General features: G+C 66.4%; 13 protein-coding genes. 1 reads left to right on the forward strand and 12 read right to left on the reverse strand.

Annotated features, from left to right (window positions below):
- Positions 1 to 13: 13 nt before the first annotated feature.
- From lpdA to purB, 6 genes are all read right to left on the reverse strand, one after another.
- Positions 14 to 1,450 carry a dihydrolipoyl dehydrogenase gene (lpdA, locus tag H9654_RS14580; protein WP_042615384.1) on the reverse strand — a complete coding sequence of 479 codons (1,437 nt, stop codon included), beginning with the start codon at positions 1,448 to 1,450 and terminating at the stop codon, positions 14 to 16.
- 132 nt (positions 1,451 to 1,582) lie between these two features.
- On the reverse strand, positions 1,583 to 2,794 hold the full coding sequence (gene sucB, locus H9654_RS14585) for a dihydrolipoyllysine-residue succinyltransferase (RefSeq protein ID WP_182656755.1): 1,212 nt from the start codon (positions 2,792 to 2,794) through the stop codon (positions 1,583 to 1,585).
- 41 nt (positions 2,795 to 2,835) lie between these two features.
- Positions 2,836 to 5,667 (reverse strand): 2-oxoglutarate dehydrogenase E1 component, encoded by a 2,832-nt coding sequence (locus H9654_RS14590; protein WP_191771526.1) that lies wholly within the window; start codon positions 5,665 to 5,667, stop codon positions 2,836 to 2,838.
- A gap of 187 nt (positions 5,668 to 5,854) precedes the next feature.
- Positions 5,855 to 6,757, reverse strand: coding sequence for a GNAT family N-acetyltransferase (locus H9654_RS14595; RefSeq protein WP_191771528.1), 903 nt, complete (start codon positions 6,755 to 6,757; stop codon positions 5,855 to 5,857).
- 2 nt (positions 6,758 to 6,759) lie between these two features.
- Positions 6,760 to 8,187, reverse strand: coding sequence for a ribosomal protein uL16 3-hydroxylase (locus H9654_RS14600; RefSeq protein WP_191771529.1), 1,428 nt, complete (start codon positions 8,185 to 8,187; stop codon positions 6,760 to 6,762).
- A gap of 661 nt (positions 8,188 to 8,848) precedes the next feature.
- Positions 8,849 to 10,216, reverse strand: coding sequence for an adenylosuccinate lyase (gene purB / locus H9654_RS14605; protein WP_191771531.1), 1,368 nt, complete (start codon positions 10,214 to 10,216; stop codon positions 8,849 to 8,851).
- A gap of 201 nt (positions 10,217 to 10,417) precedes the next feature.
- Between purB and H9654_RS14610 the strand changes: the two genes are divergently transcribed.
- On the forward strand, positions 10,418 to 11,854 hold the full coding sequence (locus tag H9654_RS14610; protein WP_191771533.1) for a class II fumarate hydratase: 1,437 nt from the start codon (positions 10,418 to 10,420) through the stop codon (positions 11,852 to 11,854).
- A gap of 205 nt (positions 11,855 to 12,059) precedes the next feature.
- Here the strand turns inward: H9654_RS14610 and H9654_RS14615 are convergent, their stop codons facing one another.
- The 6 genes from H9654_RS14615 to H9654_RS14640 all read right to left on the reverse strand — a co-directional run bounded on the left by H9654_RS14615 (position 12,060) and on the right by H9654_RS14640 (position 16,326).
- Positions 12,060 to 12,485: a hypothetical protein gene (locus H9654_RS14615; RefSeq protein ID WP_042615505.1), complete on the reverse strand. Its 426-nt coding sequence runs from the start codon at positions 12,483 to 12,485 to the stop codon at positions 12,060 to 12,062.
- Between the two features lie 89 nt (positions 12,486 to 12,574).
- On the reverse strand, positions 12,575 to 13,150 hold the full coding sequence (locus H9654_RS14620; RefSeq protein WP_191771535.1) for a hypothetical protein: 576 nt from the start codon (positions 13,148 to 13,150) through the stop codon (positions 12,575 to 12,577).
- A 27-nt stretch (positions 13,151 to 13,177) separates the two neighbouring features.
- Entirely contained in the window at positions 13,178 to 14,059 is an 882-nt protein-coding gene (locus H9654_RS14625; protein ID WP_191771537.1) for a DUF4097 family beta strand repeat-containing protein, read from the reverse strand.
- A 19-nt stretch (positions 14,060 to 14,078) separates the two neighbouring features.
- Entirely contained in the window at positions 14,079 to 15,095 is a 1,017-nt protein-coding gene (locus H9654_RS14630) for an ABC-2 transporter permease (RefSeq protein WP_191771538.1), read from the reverse strand.
- Positions 15,092 to 15,967, reverse strand: coding sequence for an ABC transporter ATP-binding protein (locus tag H9654_RS14635; RefSeq protein ID WP_191771540.1), 876 nt, complete (start codon positions 15,965 to 15,967; stop codon positions 15,092 to 15,094). Before H9654_RS14635 ends, H9654_RS14630 begins: the two co-directional genes overlap by 4 nt.
- Positions 15,964 to 16,326, reverse strand: a complete 363-nt coding sequence (locus H9654_RS14640; protein WP_101098531.1) for a GntR family transcriptional regulator — start codon at positions 16,324 to 16,326, stop codon at positions 15,964 to 15,966. Before H9654_RS14640 ends, H9654_RS14635 begins: the two co-directional genes overlap by 4 nt.
- Positions 16,327 to 16,840: the final 514 nt, after the last annotated feature.

Raw genomic sequence — 16,840 nt, forward strand, 5'->3', positions numbered from 1 at the left:
CCGCAGGGCGGTATCAGTTCGCCTTGTGGATCGCGCGCTTGCTCACGGCCATGGCCGCGTCGTGCACCACTTCGGACAGCGACGGATGCGCGTGGCAGATGCGTGCCAGGTCATCGGCCGAACCGCTGAACTCCATGGTCAGCACGCCTTCGTGCACCAGTTCGGACACGTTCGCGCCCACCAGGTGCATGCCCAGGATGCGATCGGTTTCGGCGTGTGCCAGCACCTTGACGAAGCCGCTCGGCTCGATCATCGCCACCGCACGGCCGTTGGCGGCGAACGGGAAGCTGCCGGCCTTGTACGGAATGCCTTCGGCCTTCAGCTGCTGCTCGGTCTTGCCGACCCAGGCCAGCTCCGGCTCGGTGTAGATGACCCACGGAATGGTGTCGAAGTTGACGTGGCCCGGCAGGCCGGCGATCAGCTCGGCAACCGCGATGCCTTCCTCGAAGCCCTTGTGCGCCAGCATCGGACCGCGCACGCAGTCACCGACCGCCCACACGCCGTTGACGCCGGTGTGGCAATGCGCGTCCACTTCGATCTGGCCACGCTCGTTGATCTTGACGCCGGTGCCTTCGGCCAGCAGGCCCTTGGTGGCGGCGCGACGGCCGACGGCCACCAGCAGCTTGTCCACGACCAGCGACTTCTCGCCTTCGCCGTCGGTGTAGGTCAGCGCGACTTCGGCCTTCTTGCCCTTGCCGGTGACTTCAGCCTTGGACACCTTGGCGCCCAGCTTGATGTCCAGGCCCTGCTTCTTGAACTCCTTCAGCGCGACCTTGCCCACTTCGGCATCGGCGGCGGCCAGGAAGTCCGGCAGTGCTTCCAGGATGGTGACTTCGGCGCCGAGGCGCTTCCACACGCTGCCCAGTTCCAGGCCGATGACGCCGGCGCCGATCACGGCCAGGCGCTTGGGAACTTCGGTGAAGTCCAGGCCGCCGACGTTGTCGACGATGGTCTCACCGTCGAACCTGGCGAACGGCAGTTCGATCGAATCCGAACCGGCGGCGATGATCACGTTGGTGCCCTTCAGCTCGACGATCGAACCGTCGTGCTGGGTCACCTTGACCACGTTGTCCTTCTGCAGTTCGCCGAAGCCGTAATACGCGGCCACCTTGTTCGCCTTGAACAGCATGGCGATGCCACCGGTGAACTGCTTGACGATCTTGTCCTTGCGGCCAACCATCGCTTCGACGTCCATCTTGGCGTCCTTGAAGCTGATGCCGTGGTCGCCGAAGATGTGGCCCATGTTCCAGTACTGGCGCGAGGAATCCAGCAGCGCCTTGGACGGGATGCAGCCCACGCGCAGGCAGGTGCCGCCGAGGGCGGGCTTGCCGTCCTTGCCCAGCGCGGCGTCGATGCAGGCCGTCTTCAGGCCCAGCTGCGCGGCACGGATGGCGGCGTGGTAGCCGGCCGGGCCGGCACCGATGACGACGACGTCGAATTGTTCAGCCATTTGAGAGTCCTTGATGCATTCCTCGACCCGTGCGAGCGGGCCGGTGGCGCAGTGCGCCGGGAGGCGGGCAGGGCCGTTGGCCGTGCCCCGGAACGACAGACCCCTCCCGCAGGCGGGAGGGGGCGGCGGGTGTTACAGGCCGAACAGCATGCGGCCCGGGTTTTCCAGCTGGTTCTTGATGTCCACCAGGAACTGCACCGAATCCTTGCCGTCGATGATGCGGTGGTCGTAGGACAGCGCCAGGTACATCATCGGCGCGATCACGACCTGGCCGTTCTCGGCGATCGGACGTTCCTTGATCGCGTGCATGCCCAGGATGGCGCTCTGCGGCGGGTTGATGATCGGGGTGGACAGCAGTGAACCGAAGGTGCCGCCGTTGGTCACGGTGAAGGTGCCGCCCTGCAGATCGTCCAGGCCCAGCTTGCCGTCACGCGCCTTCTTGGCGTAGTCGGCGATGCCCTTTTCGATGTCGGCGAACGACTGGCGTTCGACGTTGCGCAGCACCGGCGTCACCAGGCCCTTGTCGGTGGACACGGCGATGGAGATGTCCGAGTAGCCGTGATAGATCACGTCGCTGCCGTCGACCGAGGCATTGACCAGCGGGAAGCGCTGCAGCGCGTTGGCAGCGGCCTTGACGAAGAAGCTCATGAAGCCGAGCTTGATCCCGTGGGCCTTCTGGAACTCTTCCTGCAGCTCCTTGCGCGCAGCCGACACCTTGGCGAGGTTGACCTCGTTGAAGGTGGTCAGCATCGCGGTGCTGTTCTTGGACTCCATCAGGCGGTCGGCGATGCGCTTGCGCATGCGGGTCATCGGCACGCGCTCTTCCGGACGCGCACCACCGGCCTTGCCGGCGCCGCCGTTGCGGGCGTAGTTGACGATGTCTTCCTTGGTCACCGCGCCGCGACGGCCGGTGCCGTCCACGTCGGCCGGGTTCACGCCTTCGGTGATCGCCGAGAAGCGGGCGCCCGGGGGCAGCGAATCGGCAGCCGACTTCGATGCGGCCGGGGCAGCCGCAGCGGCCTTCGGTGCCTCGGTGGCCTGCGCCGGTGCGGCTTCAGCCTTCTTCTCTTCAGCGGCCGGCGCCGGTGCAGCAGCTTCAGCCACCGCGCCTTCCTCGATGATCGCCAGCACCTGGGCGCTGGTGACCGTGTCGCCTTCCTGGAACTTGATTTCCTTCAGTACGCCGTCGACGGTCGACGGGACTTCCAGAACGACCTTGTCGGTCTCCAGGTCGACCAGATTCTCGTCACGCTTGACGGCGTCGCCGACCTTCTTGTGCCAGGTGGCGATGGTGCCGTCGGAGACGGATTCGGGCAAAACCGGGACTTTGACTTCGGTGGCCATGCGGGAGCTTCCTGGGTTCGTATTTCTGGAATAGGGGAGGGTTATTCGGCGACCGAGTCGTCGAACGGGTTGACCAGGGCATCGGCGACCAGCTTCTGCTGCTCGATGACATGGTCAGCCATGTGGCCGGCGGCCGGCGATGCCGAACGCGCGCGACCCGCGTAATGGAGGTTCTGGCCATCGGCGACGCAGAACTGCAGGTGGTGGCGGATCTGGTACCACGCGCCCTGGTTCTGCGGCTCTTCCTGTGTCCACACCACGTCGGTGGCCTTGCCGTACTTCTTCAGTTCGGCAGCCAGCAGCGCGCGCGGGAACGGATACAGCTGCTCCACGCGGATGATCGCCACGTCTTCCTGGCCACGCTTGGTCTGGTCTTCCAGCAGGTCGTAGTAGACCTTGCCCGAGCACAGCACCACGCGCTTGACCTTCTTCGGGTCGGCCTTGGCGTCGCCGATCAGGTGCTGGAACTCGCCATTGGCCAGCTCTTCCAGCGTCGACACGGCCAGCTTGTGGCGCAGCAGCGACTTCGGCGACATCACCACCAGCGGCTTGCGGGTGGTCAGGTGCTGCTGGCGACGCAGCATGTGGAAGGCCTGCGCCGGGGTGGACGGGACGACCACCAGCATGTTCTCCAGCGCGCACAGCTGCAGGAAGCGCTCAAGGCGTGCCGAGCTGTGTTCCGGGCCTTGCCCTTCGTACCCGTGCGGCAGCAGCAGGGTCAGCCCGGTCAGGCGGCCCCACTTGGCTTCACCGGCGGCGATGAACTGGTCGATGACCACCTGGGCGCCGTTGGCGAAATCGCCGAACTGGCCTTCCCAGATGCACAGGGTGCCCGGATCGGTGGTGGAGAAGCCGTACTCGAAGGCCATCACGGCTTCTTCGCTGAGCAGCGAATCGATGATGGTGGCCTTCTCCGGCGAATCCACCAGCTCGCGCAGCGGCAGGTAGTACTGGTCGGTGTTCTGGTCGTGCAGGATCGCGTGGCGGTGGGTGAACGTACCGCGGCCGACGTCCTGGCCCACCAGGCGCAGGCGGTGGCCTTCGTCCAGCAGGGTGGCGTAGGCGAGGTTCTCGGCAAAGCCCCAGTCGCCCGGGATTTCGCCGGCCGCCATCTTGCGGCGGTCCTCATACACCTTGGCCACACGCGAATGCACCTGCACGGTGTCCGGAATGGTGGTGATCTGCTTGGCCAGCGCGGTCAGCTTTTCCATGCCGACGGCGGTGCTGATCGTGTCCGACAGCTTGCCGTCCAGCAGCTTCGGCCAATCCACGAACAGCGGGCTGGTCGGCGGGGTCTTTTCCACGGTGGCCAGCTCGGTGGTGTACTCGCCGCTGTCCAGCTTCACGCGGTAGCCATCCACCAGTGCCTTGCCGGCGCCGGATTCGATCACGCCGGCCTGTTCAAGCTGCTCGGCGTACATCTCGCGGGTGGTCTTGTGCTTGCGGATCACCTGGTACATCAGTGGCTGGGTGATCGCCGGTTCATCGGCCTCGTTGTGGCCCCAACGGCGGTAGCACATCAGGTCGATGACCACGTCCTTGGCGAACTTCTGGCGGAACTCGAAGGCCAGCTTGGCGGCGAACACCACGGCTTCCGGGTCATCGCCGTTCACATGGAACACCGGCGCGGCGATCATCTTGGCCACGTCGGTGCAGTACAGCGTGGAGCGCGAGTCTTCCGGGTTGGACGTGGTGAAGCCGACCTGGTTGTTGACCACGATGTGGACCGTGCCGCCGACGGCGAAACCGCGCGCCTGCGACATCTGGAACAGCTCCATCACCACGCCCTGGCCGGCGAAGGCCGCATCGCCGTGGATCAGGATCGGCATCACCTGCTTGCGCGCGGTATCGCTGCGGCGCTCCTGGCGCGAGCGCACCGAACCGGCCACCACCGGATCGGCGATTTCAAGGTGCGAGGGATTGAAGGCCAGCGCCAGGTGCACCGGGCCGCCGTCGGTGCTGACGTCGGCCGAGAAGCCCATGTGGTACTTCACATCGCCTGCGGAGGCGTGGTTGTCGTGCTCGAACTTGCCTTCGAACTCGTCGAACAGCTTGCGCGGATTCTTGCCCAGCGTATTGACCAGCACGTTGAGGCGGCCGCGGTGGGCCATGCCGATCACCACGTCCTTGACCCCGTCCTTGCCGGCGTCACGGATGATGGTGTCCATCATCGGGATCAGCGAATCGCCGCCTTCCAGCGAGAAGCGTTTCTGGCCCACGTACTTGGTGTGCAGGTAGCGTTCCAGGCCTTCGGCTGCGGTCAGGCGTTCCAGCGTGCGGCGCTTGGTATCGGCATCCAGCGCGTAATCGCCACCGGCGAGTTCGAGCTTCCTGTAGATCCACTGGCGCTGCTCGACTTCGGAGATGTGCATGAACTCCGCGCCGATCGATCCGGTGTAGGTCGCCTTCAGGCGCGCCAGCAGGTCGCGCAGCTTCATGCGCGGCTGGCCACCCACGCCGCCGGTGCTGAACTCGGCGTTCAGGTCACCATCGGACAGGCTGTGGAAGGGCAGGCCCAGGTCCGGCGGGTTGGTCGGTTCGGCAAGGCCGAGCGGATCCAGGCGGGCACCGAGGTGACCACGCGAACGGTAGGCGGTGATCAGGCGGCCGACATTGCGCTCGCGCTCGTCGCCGGCCCCTTCGCCGGTGCCACTCTTCAGCGCGCCCTTGGCGGCGTCGGCGATGTGCGCGATGACGCCCGAGTGCGGAATGTCACCCGCTTCACGGCCCTGGAAGCCGTCGAAGTAGGCCTTCCATTTGGGATCGACACTGTCCGGGGAGACGAGGTACTGCTCGTACAGGTCCTCGACATAGGAGGCGTTGCCGCCGGCGAGCTGCGATGACTGCGCAAACTGCTTCAGTAGATTGTCCACGATGGAGAGTGATTATTCGCTTTGTGGGGTAGGGCTCTGGAAGTACCCGGCCGACTGGATGAATAGCCATGCACGGGCGCGTTCAAACACCCAAATTGTACCCCCATCCGCCGGGGAAGGGGCGTTGCAGCGACGCGATCAGGCCCCCCGGTGTCGCTGCCAGACAGGTTGCGCGGCGCCGCCGGGCTCAGATGCCGAGGGCGCGCAGCTCGCTGCAGTCACGCGAACGGTCCCAGACGCGCTGAAATTGCTGCTCCAGCGGCTGCGAACGTGAAGGCAGTGCGATGCCGGCTTCGCCCTCGAGCCGATGCCCCATCAGACGAAAGTAGTAGTCGCCGCCGTCGTTGGCGATGCAGGCCGAGGCCAGCGCCCGGTCAACCGGATCGCTCACCTCACGGACCTGGATCACGCTGGGCAGGCGCTGCAGCAGGGCCAGCAGCGGCGCACCTGCGGCCTGGACCGCCGCAGCATCATGCACGATGACCCGCAGCTGCTTGTCGTGCGCACGGGTGGCGAAGCGGCGCAGGGCCGCCTGCACGGGAGCGGCGTCCAACAGGCCGGGATCCAGCTGGCGGCTGTGGATCCACAGCCGTCGGCGCGCCCGGTGGATGACCGCGGTGGTCACCGCCACGGCCGCCTGCAAGCCTTCGATGGCCGCGGCGGCCCCGAGCGTGCGGTGCATCTGCAGGTGCGCGATGCCGGCTTCTTCGAACTGTCCGCCTTCGGGAATGAAGCCCTGGCGCGCGTAGAAATCAGCTGCCGGCAACTGGGCATGCAGGTGCACGTGCGGCAGCCCGGCCGCCGTGGCGGCACGTACCAGCTCCTCCAGCATGGCCTCGCCGACGCCCCGGCTGCGCCATGCCGGCAGCACCGCCATGCGCCCGATGCGGCCATCGGGCAACAGCCGTCCGGTACCGATGGGCGCCCCGTCCGCAGCGCGTGCCAGCACGTGGGTGCAGACCGGATCCAGCGCATCGCGCTCGAGCTCGGGCGGCACGCCCTGTTCGACCACGAACACCTGTTGTCGGACGCCATGGATGGCCGCGTGATGCGCGGCGTGGTCGGCCCGCTGGACACTGAAGGCGGCCATGTTCAGTGGCGGCGCTGGCCGGCGCCGTCCTCCGGCTCGTCCTCTTCGTCCTCCTCGTCGAAGCTGACCACCACTTCCACGCCGTCCTCATGCACGTTCACTTCGCGCACGTCATCGGAAAAATCGTCAACCTCGATGGTGTCCACGGTATCGCGCGCGACCACGATCTCCGCGTCGGCGTCCAGCACCTCTTCCAGCTGGTCTTCGAAAGCGGGATCGGTCAGCTGGTAGAAGCCCAGCACCATCAGTTCCTGCAGGGCCTGCCGACCCTTGGCGGTCAGGCCGCTCCATGCAGCGAGGTCAAGCCGCTCGGCGGCGGCGATGCGCTGGGCATCCTTGACCGACACCGCCAGGTCCAGCCCGCTGCAGTACAGGCTCGCGCCACGCTTGGCACGCCGCCAGGCCAGGCGGGCCCAGGGATGGCGTTCCAGCAACAGGCCGTTGGCCAGGGCGTGGTCGACCTCGTCCAGCGACGGCGCCGGGCCGCTCGGCATCACTTCGCCAGCGGCGCGGTAGGTGGTGATGAATCGGCCGAACCAGTCGCCCAGCTTGTCCGGGTCGTTCATGCGGATGGCATTGAGCGCGGCCACGACGCGGTTCATCGCCGCCACGTCGATCTCGTTCGGATCCTCCGGCAGCTTCAGGTCGGGGTCCTGGTAACGGATGCCCTCATCGGCATCCACCACCAGGGTGTCCAGGTAATCACTGATCAGTTCGGCCGATGCCGGTGCGCGCATGCCGAAGGAGAAGGTCAGGCAGGCATCTTCGGCCACGCCGTTGTGCGGCACGTTCGGCGGCAGGTACAGCATGTCACCCGGCGCCAGCACCCAATCATGGCTGGGTTTGAATTTCGTGAGCTGCTTGAGCTCGATGTCCGGGCGGAAATCCAGCGGCGGACGCTTGCCCCTGGTCGATTCGCTGGCATCGATCTGCCAGCGGCGATGACCCTGTCCCTGCAGCAGGAACACGTCGTACTGGTCCACGTGGGCACCGACCGAGCCGCCGGTGGCGGCGAAGCTGATCATCACATCGTCCATCCGCCAGCGCGGCAGGAAATCGAAGTGGGCGATGAGCGCGCGCACGTCCGGGTCCCACTTGTCCACGTCCTGCACCAGCAGGGTCCAGTCTTTTTCCGGCAGGGCGGGGAACACCGACTCCTGGAACGGGCCGGTGCGCACGCGCCAGCCGTCGGTACTGCGGTCATGTTCAATCAGGCGTGCCAGCACGCCGTTTTCGCAGGCCAGGCCGGCGAGGTCTTCGGGCTGCACGGGGCTCTGGAAGCCGGCGAAGGCGTTGCGGATCAGCAGCGGGCGCTTTTGCCAGTAGTCGCGCAGGAAGGTCGCCGGGGCCATGCCCAGCGGCTTGGCGGGGGTGGCGTGGACTTCGATGGCGAAGGTCTTGGCGGTGGAAGGGGATTTGCGTGCGGCCATGGGGGGAGGTCCTTGCAGCGGAGACAGGGCGCGGCCTGGGCAGCCGCTGATGGCCTATTGTCCGCGTTCGGACGGGGTGGTGTCGAACGGGTGGGACCCCCTCGCGGTGGGCTGCTTTTGGAGCTGCAGCTCGGTTGGGCCGGGCGGGGAGGCTGTGCGGGGCACGCGCAAGTACGTCCATGTAGCTCTTCGCGGCTCCTGCCGCTCAAGGCCCCGCACAGCCTCCCCGCCCGGCCCCTGACAGGTTCCGGGGGCCGCCCGCCGCGCATGAAAAAGATAAAAAGCGGTAGCGCCGAAGGCAGCGGCAGGAGCCGCTGCCAACGTCGCTTGCGACGGCCCGCAGGGTGCTGGTCAGGAAGACAGGCATACCCATGGTCGGCGAGCGCAGCGGGCCGTTGGCGGGAACATTCCGCCGACCATGGGTCGGCGCTACCGATGCCCGAAGGTTCCATGGCCGCCATGGACCTGTCGAAGGCGGGGCGGGGTGGCTGTGCAGGACCGTCTTTTCGCATGGATGCGAAAAGCGAGCCCCCATGGACGGGTTCACGGCGTGTCCTGCATAGCTGCCGCGCCCCGCCAACCAGGCAGCCCTGCAGCTTCTGCTCTTGCTGTTGCTCCGGCTTGAAAAAGCAGGTGCCGGGCGCAGCCCGGCCACTCCCCCTTACACCGCGCGGGCGAGCTCGGCTGCCAGGCCGACGTAGCCACCCGGGGTCAGCTCGCGCAGGCGCTGCTTGGCATCGGCCGGCAGCTCCAGCGATTCGACGAAAGCACGCATCGACTCGGCGGTGATGCCCTGGCCGCGGGTCAGTGCCTTCAGCTGCTCATACGGATTGGGCAGGCCATGGCGGCGCATCACCGTCTGCACGGCTTCGGCCAGCACTTCCCATGCTGCGTCCAGGTCGGCATCCAGCCGCTGCGGGTTCACTTCCAGCTTGCCGATGCCCTTGGCCAGCGAATCCAACGCCACCTGGGTGTGGCCGAACGCCGTGCCCAGTGCACGCAGCACCGTCGAATCGGTCAGGTCGCGCTGCCAACGGCTGATCGGCAGCTTGGCGCTGAAATGTTCGAACAACGCGTTGGCGATGCCGAAGTTGCCCTCTGCGTTCTCGAAGTCGATCGGGTTGACCTTGTGTGGCATGGTCGAGGAACCGACTTCGCCTTCCTTCAGGCGCTGCTTGAAGTAACCCAGCGAAATGTAGCCCCAGATATCGCGCGACAGGTCGATCAGGATGGTGTTGGCGCGGCGCGCGGCATCGCCGATCTCGGCGATGTTGTCGTGCGGTTCGATCTGGGTGGTGTACGGGTTGAACACCAGTCCCAGGCCTTCGACGAAGCGCTCGGCGAAGGTCGGCCAGTCCACGTCCGGATAGCTGGAAACGTGCGCGTTGTAATTGCCCACCGCACCGTTGATCTTGCCGGTCAGCTCCACCGCAGCCAGTTGGCGGCGCTGGCGCTCCAGGCGGGCGACCACGTTGGCCAGCTCCTTGCCCAGGGTGGTCGGCGAGGCGGTCTGGCCGTGCGTGCGCGACAGCATCGGCTGGGCTGCCTGTGCGTGGGCCAGCGAGCGCAGCGAAGCGGCGATGCCATCCAGCGTGGGCAGCAGCACCTCGCGGCGGGCCTGTTCCAGCATCAGCCCGTAACTGAGGTTGTTGATGTCTTCGCTGGTGCAGGCGAAATGCACGAACTCCAGCGCGGGGGCGAGTTCGGCATCGTCCTTCAGCTGTTCCTTGATGAAGTACTCCACCGCCTTGACGTCATGGTTGGTGGTGCGCTCGATCTCCTTCACCCGCGCGGCCTGGGCCGGGCTGAAGTCGTTGGCCAGCGCGCGCAGGCGCGCCGTGGCGGAGGCAGAGAAGGCAGGCAGCTCGATCACGCCGGGCTCCGCGCCCAAGGCCAGCAACCATTCCACTTCCACCGTGATGCGGGCCTTGATCAGCCCGTACTCGGAAAAAATCGGGCGCAGCGCATCGACCTTGCCGGCATAACGGCCATCGAGCGGGGACAGGGCGAGCAGGGCGGATTCGGACATGTCGGCAGGCAGCTGTGAGACGGCGGGGGCCATATTGTAGGGGCGCGCCTGCTCGACTGTCGAAAACACCGGCAGCGGCGGCGAGGAGACGGCCGGCGGCCGTCACGACGCTGTATCCTGAAACCAGATGCCAGCCTGGGGAACCTGCCCGATGCCAGCCGCAGTTTCCCTTTCCCCCTGAAAGCATGCGGAGTTGATCGGATGAGCAAGCGTTCCAGCACGAATTCCACCCCCGGTTTCCGGACCGAACATGACAGCATGGGCGAGCTGCAGGTGCCTGCCGATGCGCTGTGGGGCGCGCAGACCCAGCGTGCGGTGGACAATTTCCCGGTGTCCGGCCAGCGCATGCCGCGGGGTTTCATCCGTGCCCTCGGCCTGGTCAAGGGTGCCGCCGCCGGGGTCAATGCGGAGCTCGGCCACCTGCCGAAGAACATTGCCAAGGCGGTGCAGGTCGCGGCCGCCGAAGTGGCCGCCGGTGAGTGGGACGCGCATTTCCCGATCGACGTCTATCAGACCGGCTCGGGCACGTCTTCGAACATGAACGCCAACGAGGTCATCGCCACACTGGCCAATCGCGGCGGCAAGGCCGGGCGCACGCCGGTGCATCCCAATGACCACGTCAACCAGGGCCAGAGCTCCAACGATGTGATCCCGACCGCCCTGCGCGTGTCGGCGGCGCTGGCCGCGCAGGAAGACCTGCTGCCGGCGCTGGCGCACCTGCGCAAGGTCATCGACCGCAAGGGCCGCAGCCTGCGCAAGGTGGTGAAGACCGGGCGCACGCACTTGATGGACGCGATGCCGCTGACCTTCGAGCAGGAGTTTTCGGCATGGTCGGCGCAGCTGGCCTCGGCGCAGCAGCGCTTCGATGACAGCCTCAAGCGCCTGCGTCGCCTGCCGCTGGGGGGCACGGCGATCGGCACCGGCATCAACGCCGATCCGCGCTTCGGCGAACGCGTGGCCAAGGCGCTGAAGGCATCGACCGGAGTCAAGTTCGAAAGTGCCGCCAACAAGTTCGAAGGCTTGGCGGCGCAGGATGATGCGGTGGAGATGTCCGGCCAGCTCAACGCGCTGGCGGTGGCACTGATCAAGATCGCCAACGACCTGCGCTGGATGAACGCCGGTCCGCTGGCCGGGCTGGGTGAGATCGAACTGCCGGCGCTGCAGCCGGGTAGTTCGATCATGCCGGGCAAGGTCAACCCGGTGATCCCGGAGGCGACGGTGATGGCCTGCGCGCAGGTGATCGGCCACCACACCGCGATTACCGTGGCCGGGCAGACCGGCAATTTCCAGTTGAACGTCACCCTGCCGCTGATCGCGGTGAACCTGCTGGACAGCATCACCCTGCTGGCCAATGTGTCGCGGTTGCTGGCGGACAGCGCCATCGACGGGCTGAAGGTGCGCCAGGACAGGGTGCGCGAGGCGCTGGACCGCAATCCGATCCTGGTGACGGCGCTGAACCCGATCATCGGCTATGAGAAGGCCGCGGCGATCGCCAAGCGTGCCTACAAGGAACAGCGCCCGGTGCTGGAGATCGCACTGGAGGACAGCGGCCTGGCCGAGGCCGAACTGCGCCGGCTGCTGGATCCGAAGGCGCTCACCGCTGGTGGCATCCACGCAGGCGGCGGCAGCGGCGGCTGATCCACCGACGCCGCATCACTCCGCGAAAACGGCAGGCAACCCTGCCGCGTTCGCGGAGGTCCGTAGTGCCGACCTTGGTCGGCAACCGCGCAAGGCGCGGCACAAAACCCCGAAGCCCGTCGAACGAAACGGCCGTCTAACCGGTCGCGGTTGATATGACGGATGGAGCCGAGGGACGGCCAGCGGCCGTCACCACCCACGATCCTCAGCGACGATCAGCCTGCAGGTTGCCGAAGGTTTCGGTGTAGTCCTTGAACTCCGGAATCACCTGCACCAGGTCGGCCGGGATCGGGTTGCTGCCCGCCGGTGGCACGATCTTCACCGGCTTCCTGTCCGGGTCGGCCGGGGCATCGACCAGGGTGTTCTGGCGCAGCACCTGCAGGTGGCCGAACATCTGCTGCAGCATCTGCTGCTGGTCGGCCCGCAGCGGGATTTCAATCTCATCGACCTTCATATGGCCGTTGGCCAGGATGATGATGTTCGGCGCAGGCGCGCGGCGCACGGTGACCATGCTGTCGCTGACGGTGATCTTCGGTTTGCTGCGTTCGACGCGATGGTTGCGGTACTCCTGGTCGCAGCCGGCAAGCACGAGGCAGGACAGGGCGGCCAGCAGCAGGAACAGCTTCTTCATGGCGGTCCACGGGAAAGGGGGAACGCGTTAGTGTAATCCCCGCAGCGCGGGCCGGCCGCCGCCAGATCGCAGGCGACGGCCGGGTGCGCTCATTCGTCGCAGCCGTCCACGTCGGTCTGGTCCATCGTCGCGTACGGGGCGAAGGCAGGCAGCGAGGTCGCCAGTGCCTGCTGGGTCGCCAGCATGGCCGGCAGCTTGTCACACAGCCCCTTGGCCTGGACCTTCAGCTTGTCCGCCTCGGCATTGACACGCTGTTCGATTCCCTCGGTCTGCCCGGAAAACACGCCTTTGAGCGCCTCGCCAGCGGCCTTGACGCCCAGGTTCGCGCCGGCCACGCCGATGTCCATGCCGGCCATTGCGATGCCTTCCACCTGGTGGCGGTACTCCAGCAGCTGGGCGCGTTGTGCGGGCGTGGTCACTACGTCCTTGCCCTCGATCAGCAGGGCACCGGCGGGGGTGATTTCGGCGGTTGGCAGGCCATCGACCGACAGTTTGAAGTTGCCCGTGCTCATTTCCTTGCGGGCTTTGTCGGTGGCTTCCTGTACCGAACGGCCGATGCTGCTGCCGGTATCGCTGATGGACTTGGCCGCGTCGGTGCCCTGGTCGGTACAGGCCGCCAACGGCAGGGCCAGCAACAGGGTGGGCAACAGGGTTCGCATCTTCATGGTCGATCCTTCCGTATGTCTGTCGGGTTACTTGCCGCGCGGCAGGGTGACGGTGCCGCGCACGCCGCTGTGGCGGACATCGCCGCTGCCGCTGCGCTGGACGGTCAGGTTGCCGCCCACGCCGTCGGCCTTGATCCCGCCCGAGCCGTGGCTGCCGACCAGCAGGTTGCCGCCGACATCACGCAGCTCGACATCGCCCGATCCGAGCACGCCGATTTCCACATTACCGCGCACCTGGCGGGCGTCGGCGTCTCCGGAACCGATGGTGCGGATGGCAACGTTGCCACCGACATCGCGCAGCTCCAGGTCGCCTGAGCCGATGCTACCAACGGTTACGTCGCGGCGGATGTTGGATACCTTCGCATCGCCGGAGCCCACCGACAGCAGGTTCAGGCTGTCGGCGCCGTCGACCCGCAGGTCACCGGAGCCGACTGCGGCATGCACGCTGCCTTGGGTGCGCAGCACATCCGCATCGCCGGAGCCCACGTCCACGCTGAGCGAGCGCGCGCCTTCCACATGCGCATCACCGGAACCGACCTTCAGCTGCACCATGACATCGGACGGCACGCTGCCACGGATGTCCAGCCACGCGTAGTTGTCGCCGATCACGATGCCCTGTTTGCCCTCGCGGCGCAGGCTGACCACCAGCTTGTCGCCGCTGCGCTGCTGGGTCAGGGTCAGGTCGCGCAGCCAGTCGGCACTGGACGCGCAGGCCCGGCCGGACAACTGCGCCGGACCGCTGCCGGCGACCACGTGCAGGTCGTGCTGGTTGACCTCCAGCACGAGAGTCTTTGCGCCGGCCAGGTCGAGCTTCAGGTCACGGTTCTCGGTGAACTTGCAGGGCGCGTCGTTGGCCAGGGCGGACAGCGGCAGCAGCATCAGGGTGGCGCAGGCAAGCAGGGTACGCATGGCGGGTGGCTCCTTGTGCTCAGATTTCGCCGGCGCGGCGGCGCAGGCGGATGGCGAGGAAGATGAAGACGATGCCGACCGCGGCGCCGATCCAGAGGTCCGGCATGGCCAGTGCGCCGAGCTGGTTGGACGGCGACAGCAGCTGGACGATGGATTCGGAGTCCCTGGCTGCACCGGAGCGGTAGGCCAGTTCGACGCCGGGCACGGTGCCCAGCAGCAGGCGGCCGACGATGTGCTGCCAGAACCATCCGCTGGTCATGTCCAGCAGGCCCATCACCTTGGTGGTGCTGACCACGATGCCGGCAAACAGCGGCAGCATCACCGCCCACAGGAACGGCTTGCTCTTGGCCCAGGACGAGCACACCAGCAGCCAGCCGACGGTTGGCAGCGACCACAGGGCGAACACCGGGATCCAGCTCAGGTGGCCAGCGGCCAGCAGCAGCGGGCTGGACGGCCCCCAGATCAGCGACATCGGGTCGCCACCATGGGTCAGGGCGACGATCGAAATCACCCCCAGGAAGCAGAGCATGGTCAGTATCGAGGCTGCCACGGCGATCAGCGGAGCGATCACGATCGCGCTGAGCACCTTGGACAGCACGGTCTGGGTGTCCGACAGCGGCAACGACTTCCAGAACAGGATGCTGCGGTCACGGCGGTCGTCATACAGCGCGCCCAGGCAGTAGAAGAACACAACGAAGGCCATCACCACGAACGGCCACGCCGAACTCAGCGCCAGCGTTGCATCCAGGCCGTTGCCGAGGTCCACCAGGTCCTTGGGATCCAGCTGGCGGGTCAGCAGGTCCAGGTCCAGGCCGTTGACCTGGATGTTGCTGTCGTTGATGTGCAGGTCGCCCTGCGACGCGGCGCGGCGCAGCACGAACAGGCCGATGATGATGCCGATGGTGCTCATCACCAGCGAGGCGACGCCGGCGATGATCGGGGCGTACAGGAAACCGCCGCGGTTTTCCCAGTATTCGCGCTTGAGCAGCCAGCGCAGGGTGCCGGCCTTGCTGATCGGATGGTTCACGGCGTTCATGCGTAGGTTCCCTTCATGATGGCGACGAACAGGTCGGCCAGGCCGGGGTTGCGGGTTTCGCCGAGCGTTGCCAGCTGGCTGCGCGGCACGTTGTCGAACAGCAGCACGGATTTGCCGAAGGGCAGGCTGCGTTCGTCGATCGGCTTGAGCGCGCGGGCGGTATCGAGCTGGTCGGCATTGACCAGCACTTCGGTGTAGCGCTCGCCGACCTCGTCCATTTCGGCACTGAGCACGACCTTGCCGTCACGGATGAACATGACGTCGGTCAGGATGTGCTCGATCTCCTCCACCTGGTGGGTGGTGACGATGATCGTCTTCTGCTCGTCGAAGTAGTCTTCCAGCAGGCGCTGGTAGAACTCCTTGCGGTACAGGATGTCCAGCCCCAGGGTGGGCTCGTCCAGCACCAGCACGCGGGCGTCGATGGCCATCACCAGGGCCAGGTGCAGCTGCACGATCATGCCCTTGGACAGCTCGCGCACGCGCTGCCTGGGCTGCAGTTTGGTGGTGGACAGGAAGCGCTCGCAGCGGGCACGGTCGAAGCGCGGATGCACCCCGGCGACGAAATCGATGGCTTCGCGGACCTTCAGCCAGCGCGGCAGCACGGCCACGTCGGCGATGAAGCAGATGTCATTCATCAGCTCATCGCGGTGGCTGCGCGGGTCCTTGCCGAGCACGCTCAGCTCGCCGTCCACCGAGGTCAGGCCCAGCAGCGCCTTGAGTGCAGTGGTCTTGCCGGCCCCGTTCGGGCCGATCAGCCCGACGATGCGGCCGGCCGGAATGCTGAAGCTGGTGTTGTCCAGCGCGAGGGTGCGCTTATAGGCCTTGCGCAGGCCCCGCGCGGTGATCACATCCTGGTGTGCTGCGCCGTTCATGAGAGTCTCCCTTGGGTCAACAGTTCGTTCACGTCCAGGCCCAGGCGCTGGATGCGCTCGAGCACGGCCGGCCATTCTTCGTTGAGGAAGCGATCGCGCTCGCTGCTGCGCAGCTGTGTTGCCGCTTCTTCGGTCATGAACATGCCCAGGCCGCGGCGCTTTTCGACCAGGCCTTCATCAGCCAGCTCCTGGTAGGCACGGGATACGGTAATGGGGTTGAGCTGGTAATCGGCCGCCACCTGGCGGACCGAGGGCAGGGCGTCGCCCGGCTTGATGATTCCGTCAAGCATCATGGCAATCACGCGCTCCTTCAGCTGACGGTAGATGGGGGCGCCATCGCTCCATTGGATATCGCTCATGGTCAGCTCCGGGGATTCAGCGACTGTGCGAAAGAAAAATACGGCATGGACAACGAACTGTTCAGCCGCCGCGGGGGGGAGGGTGCCGGCGATGCATTCCCAGCGTCCGGCACGCCTGCGTCCTGCAGGCTGTCGAGGGCGGAGGCGGCTTCGCTTTCGTCGGCACCGCCGTGCGCCGCACCGAACCACAAAGACAGGAGCAGCAGGCCCGCCGCGCTGGCGGCCGTACGGGTCATGCGACGTTGGACTGACGTATTCATCGGCTCCCCCTGTCTCAGGTGACTGGTGTTGTAGTCAACTATAACACCACAGATTCAGAGTGCAAGCGGTCTGTGTGACCAACTGATGGCAGGGGTGGTGCGGGCTGCGCCCGGCGGCTGCTTTTTCAAGCCGAAGCAACGTCAACGTCAACATCAAAGGCTGCAGGGCTGCTTGGCGGCGGGGCGGGGTGGCTGTGCAGGACACGCCGCAAGTACGTCCTTGTAGGCTCGCTTTTCGCATCCATGCGAAAAGA

Origin of the sequence: Stenotrophomonas lacuserhaii (assembly GCF_014836545.1) — a bacterium.
Taxonomy (GTDB): domain Bacteria; phylum Pseudomonadota; class Gammaproteobacteria; order Xanthomonadales; family Xanthomonadaceae; genus Stenotrophomonas; species Stenotrophomonas lacuserhaii.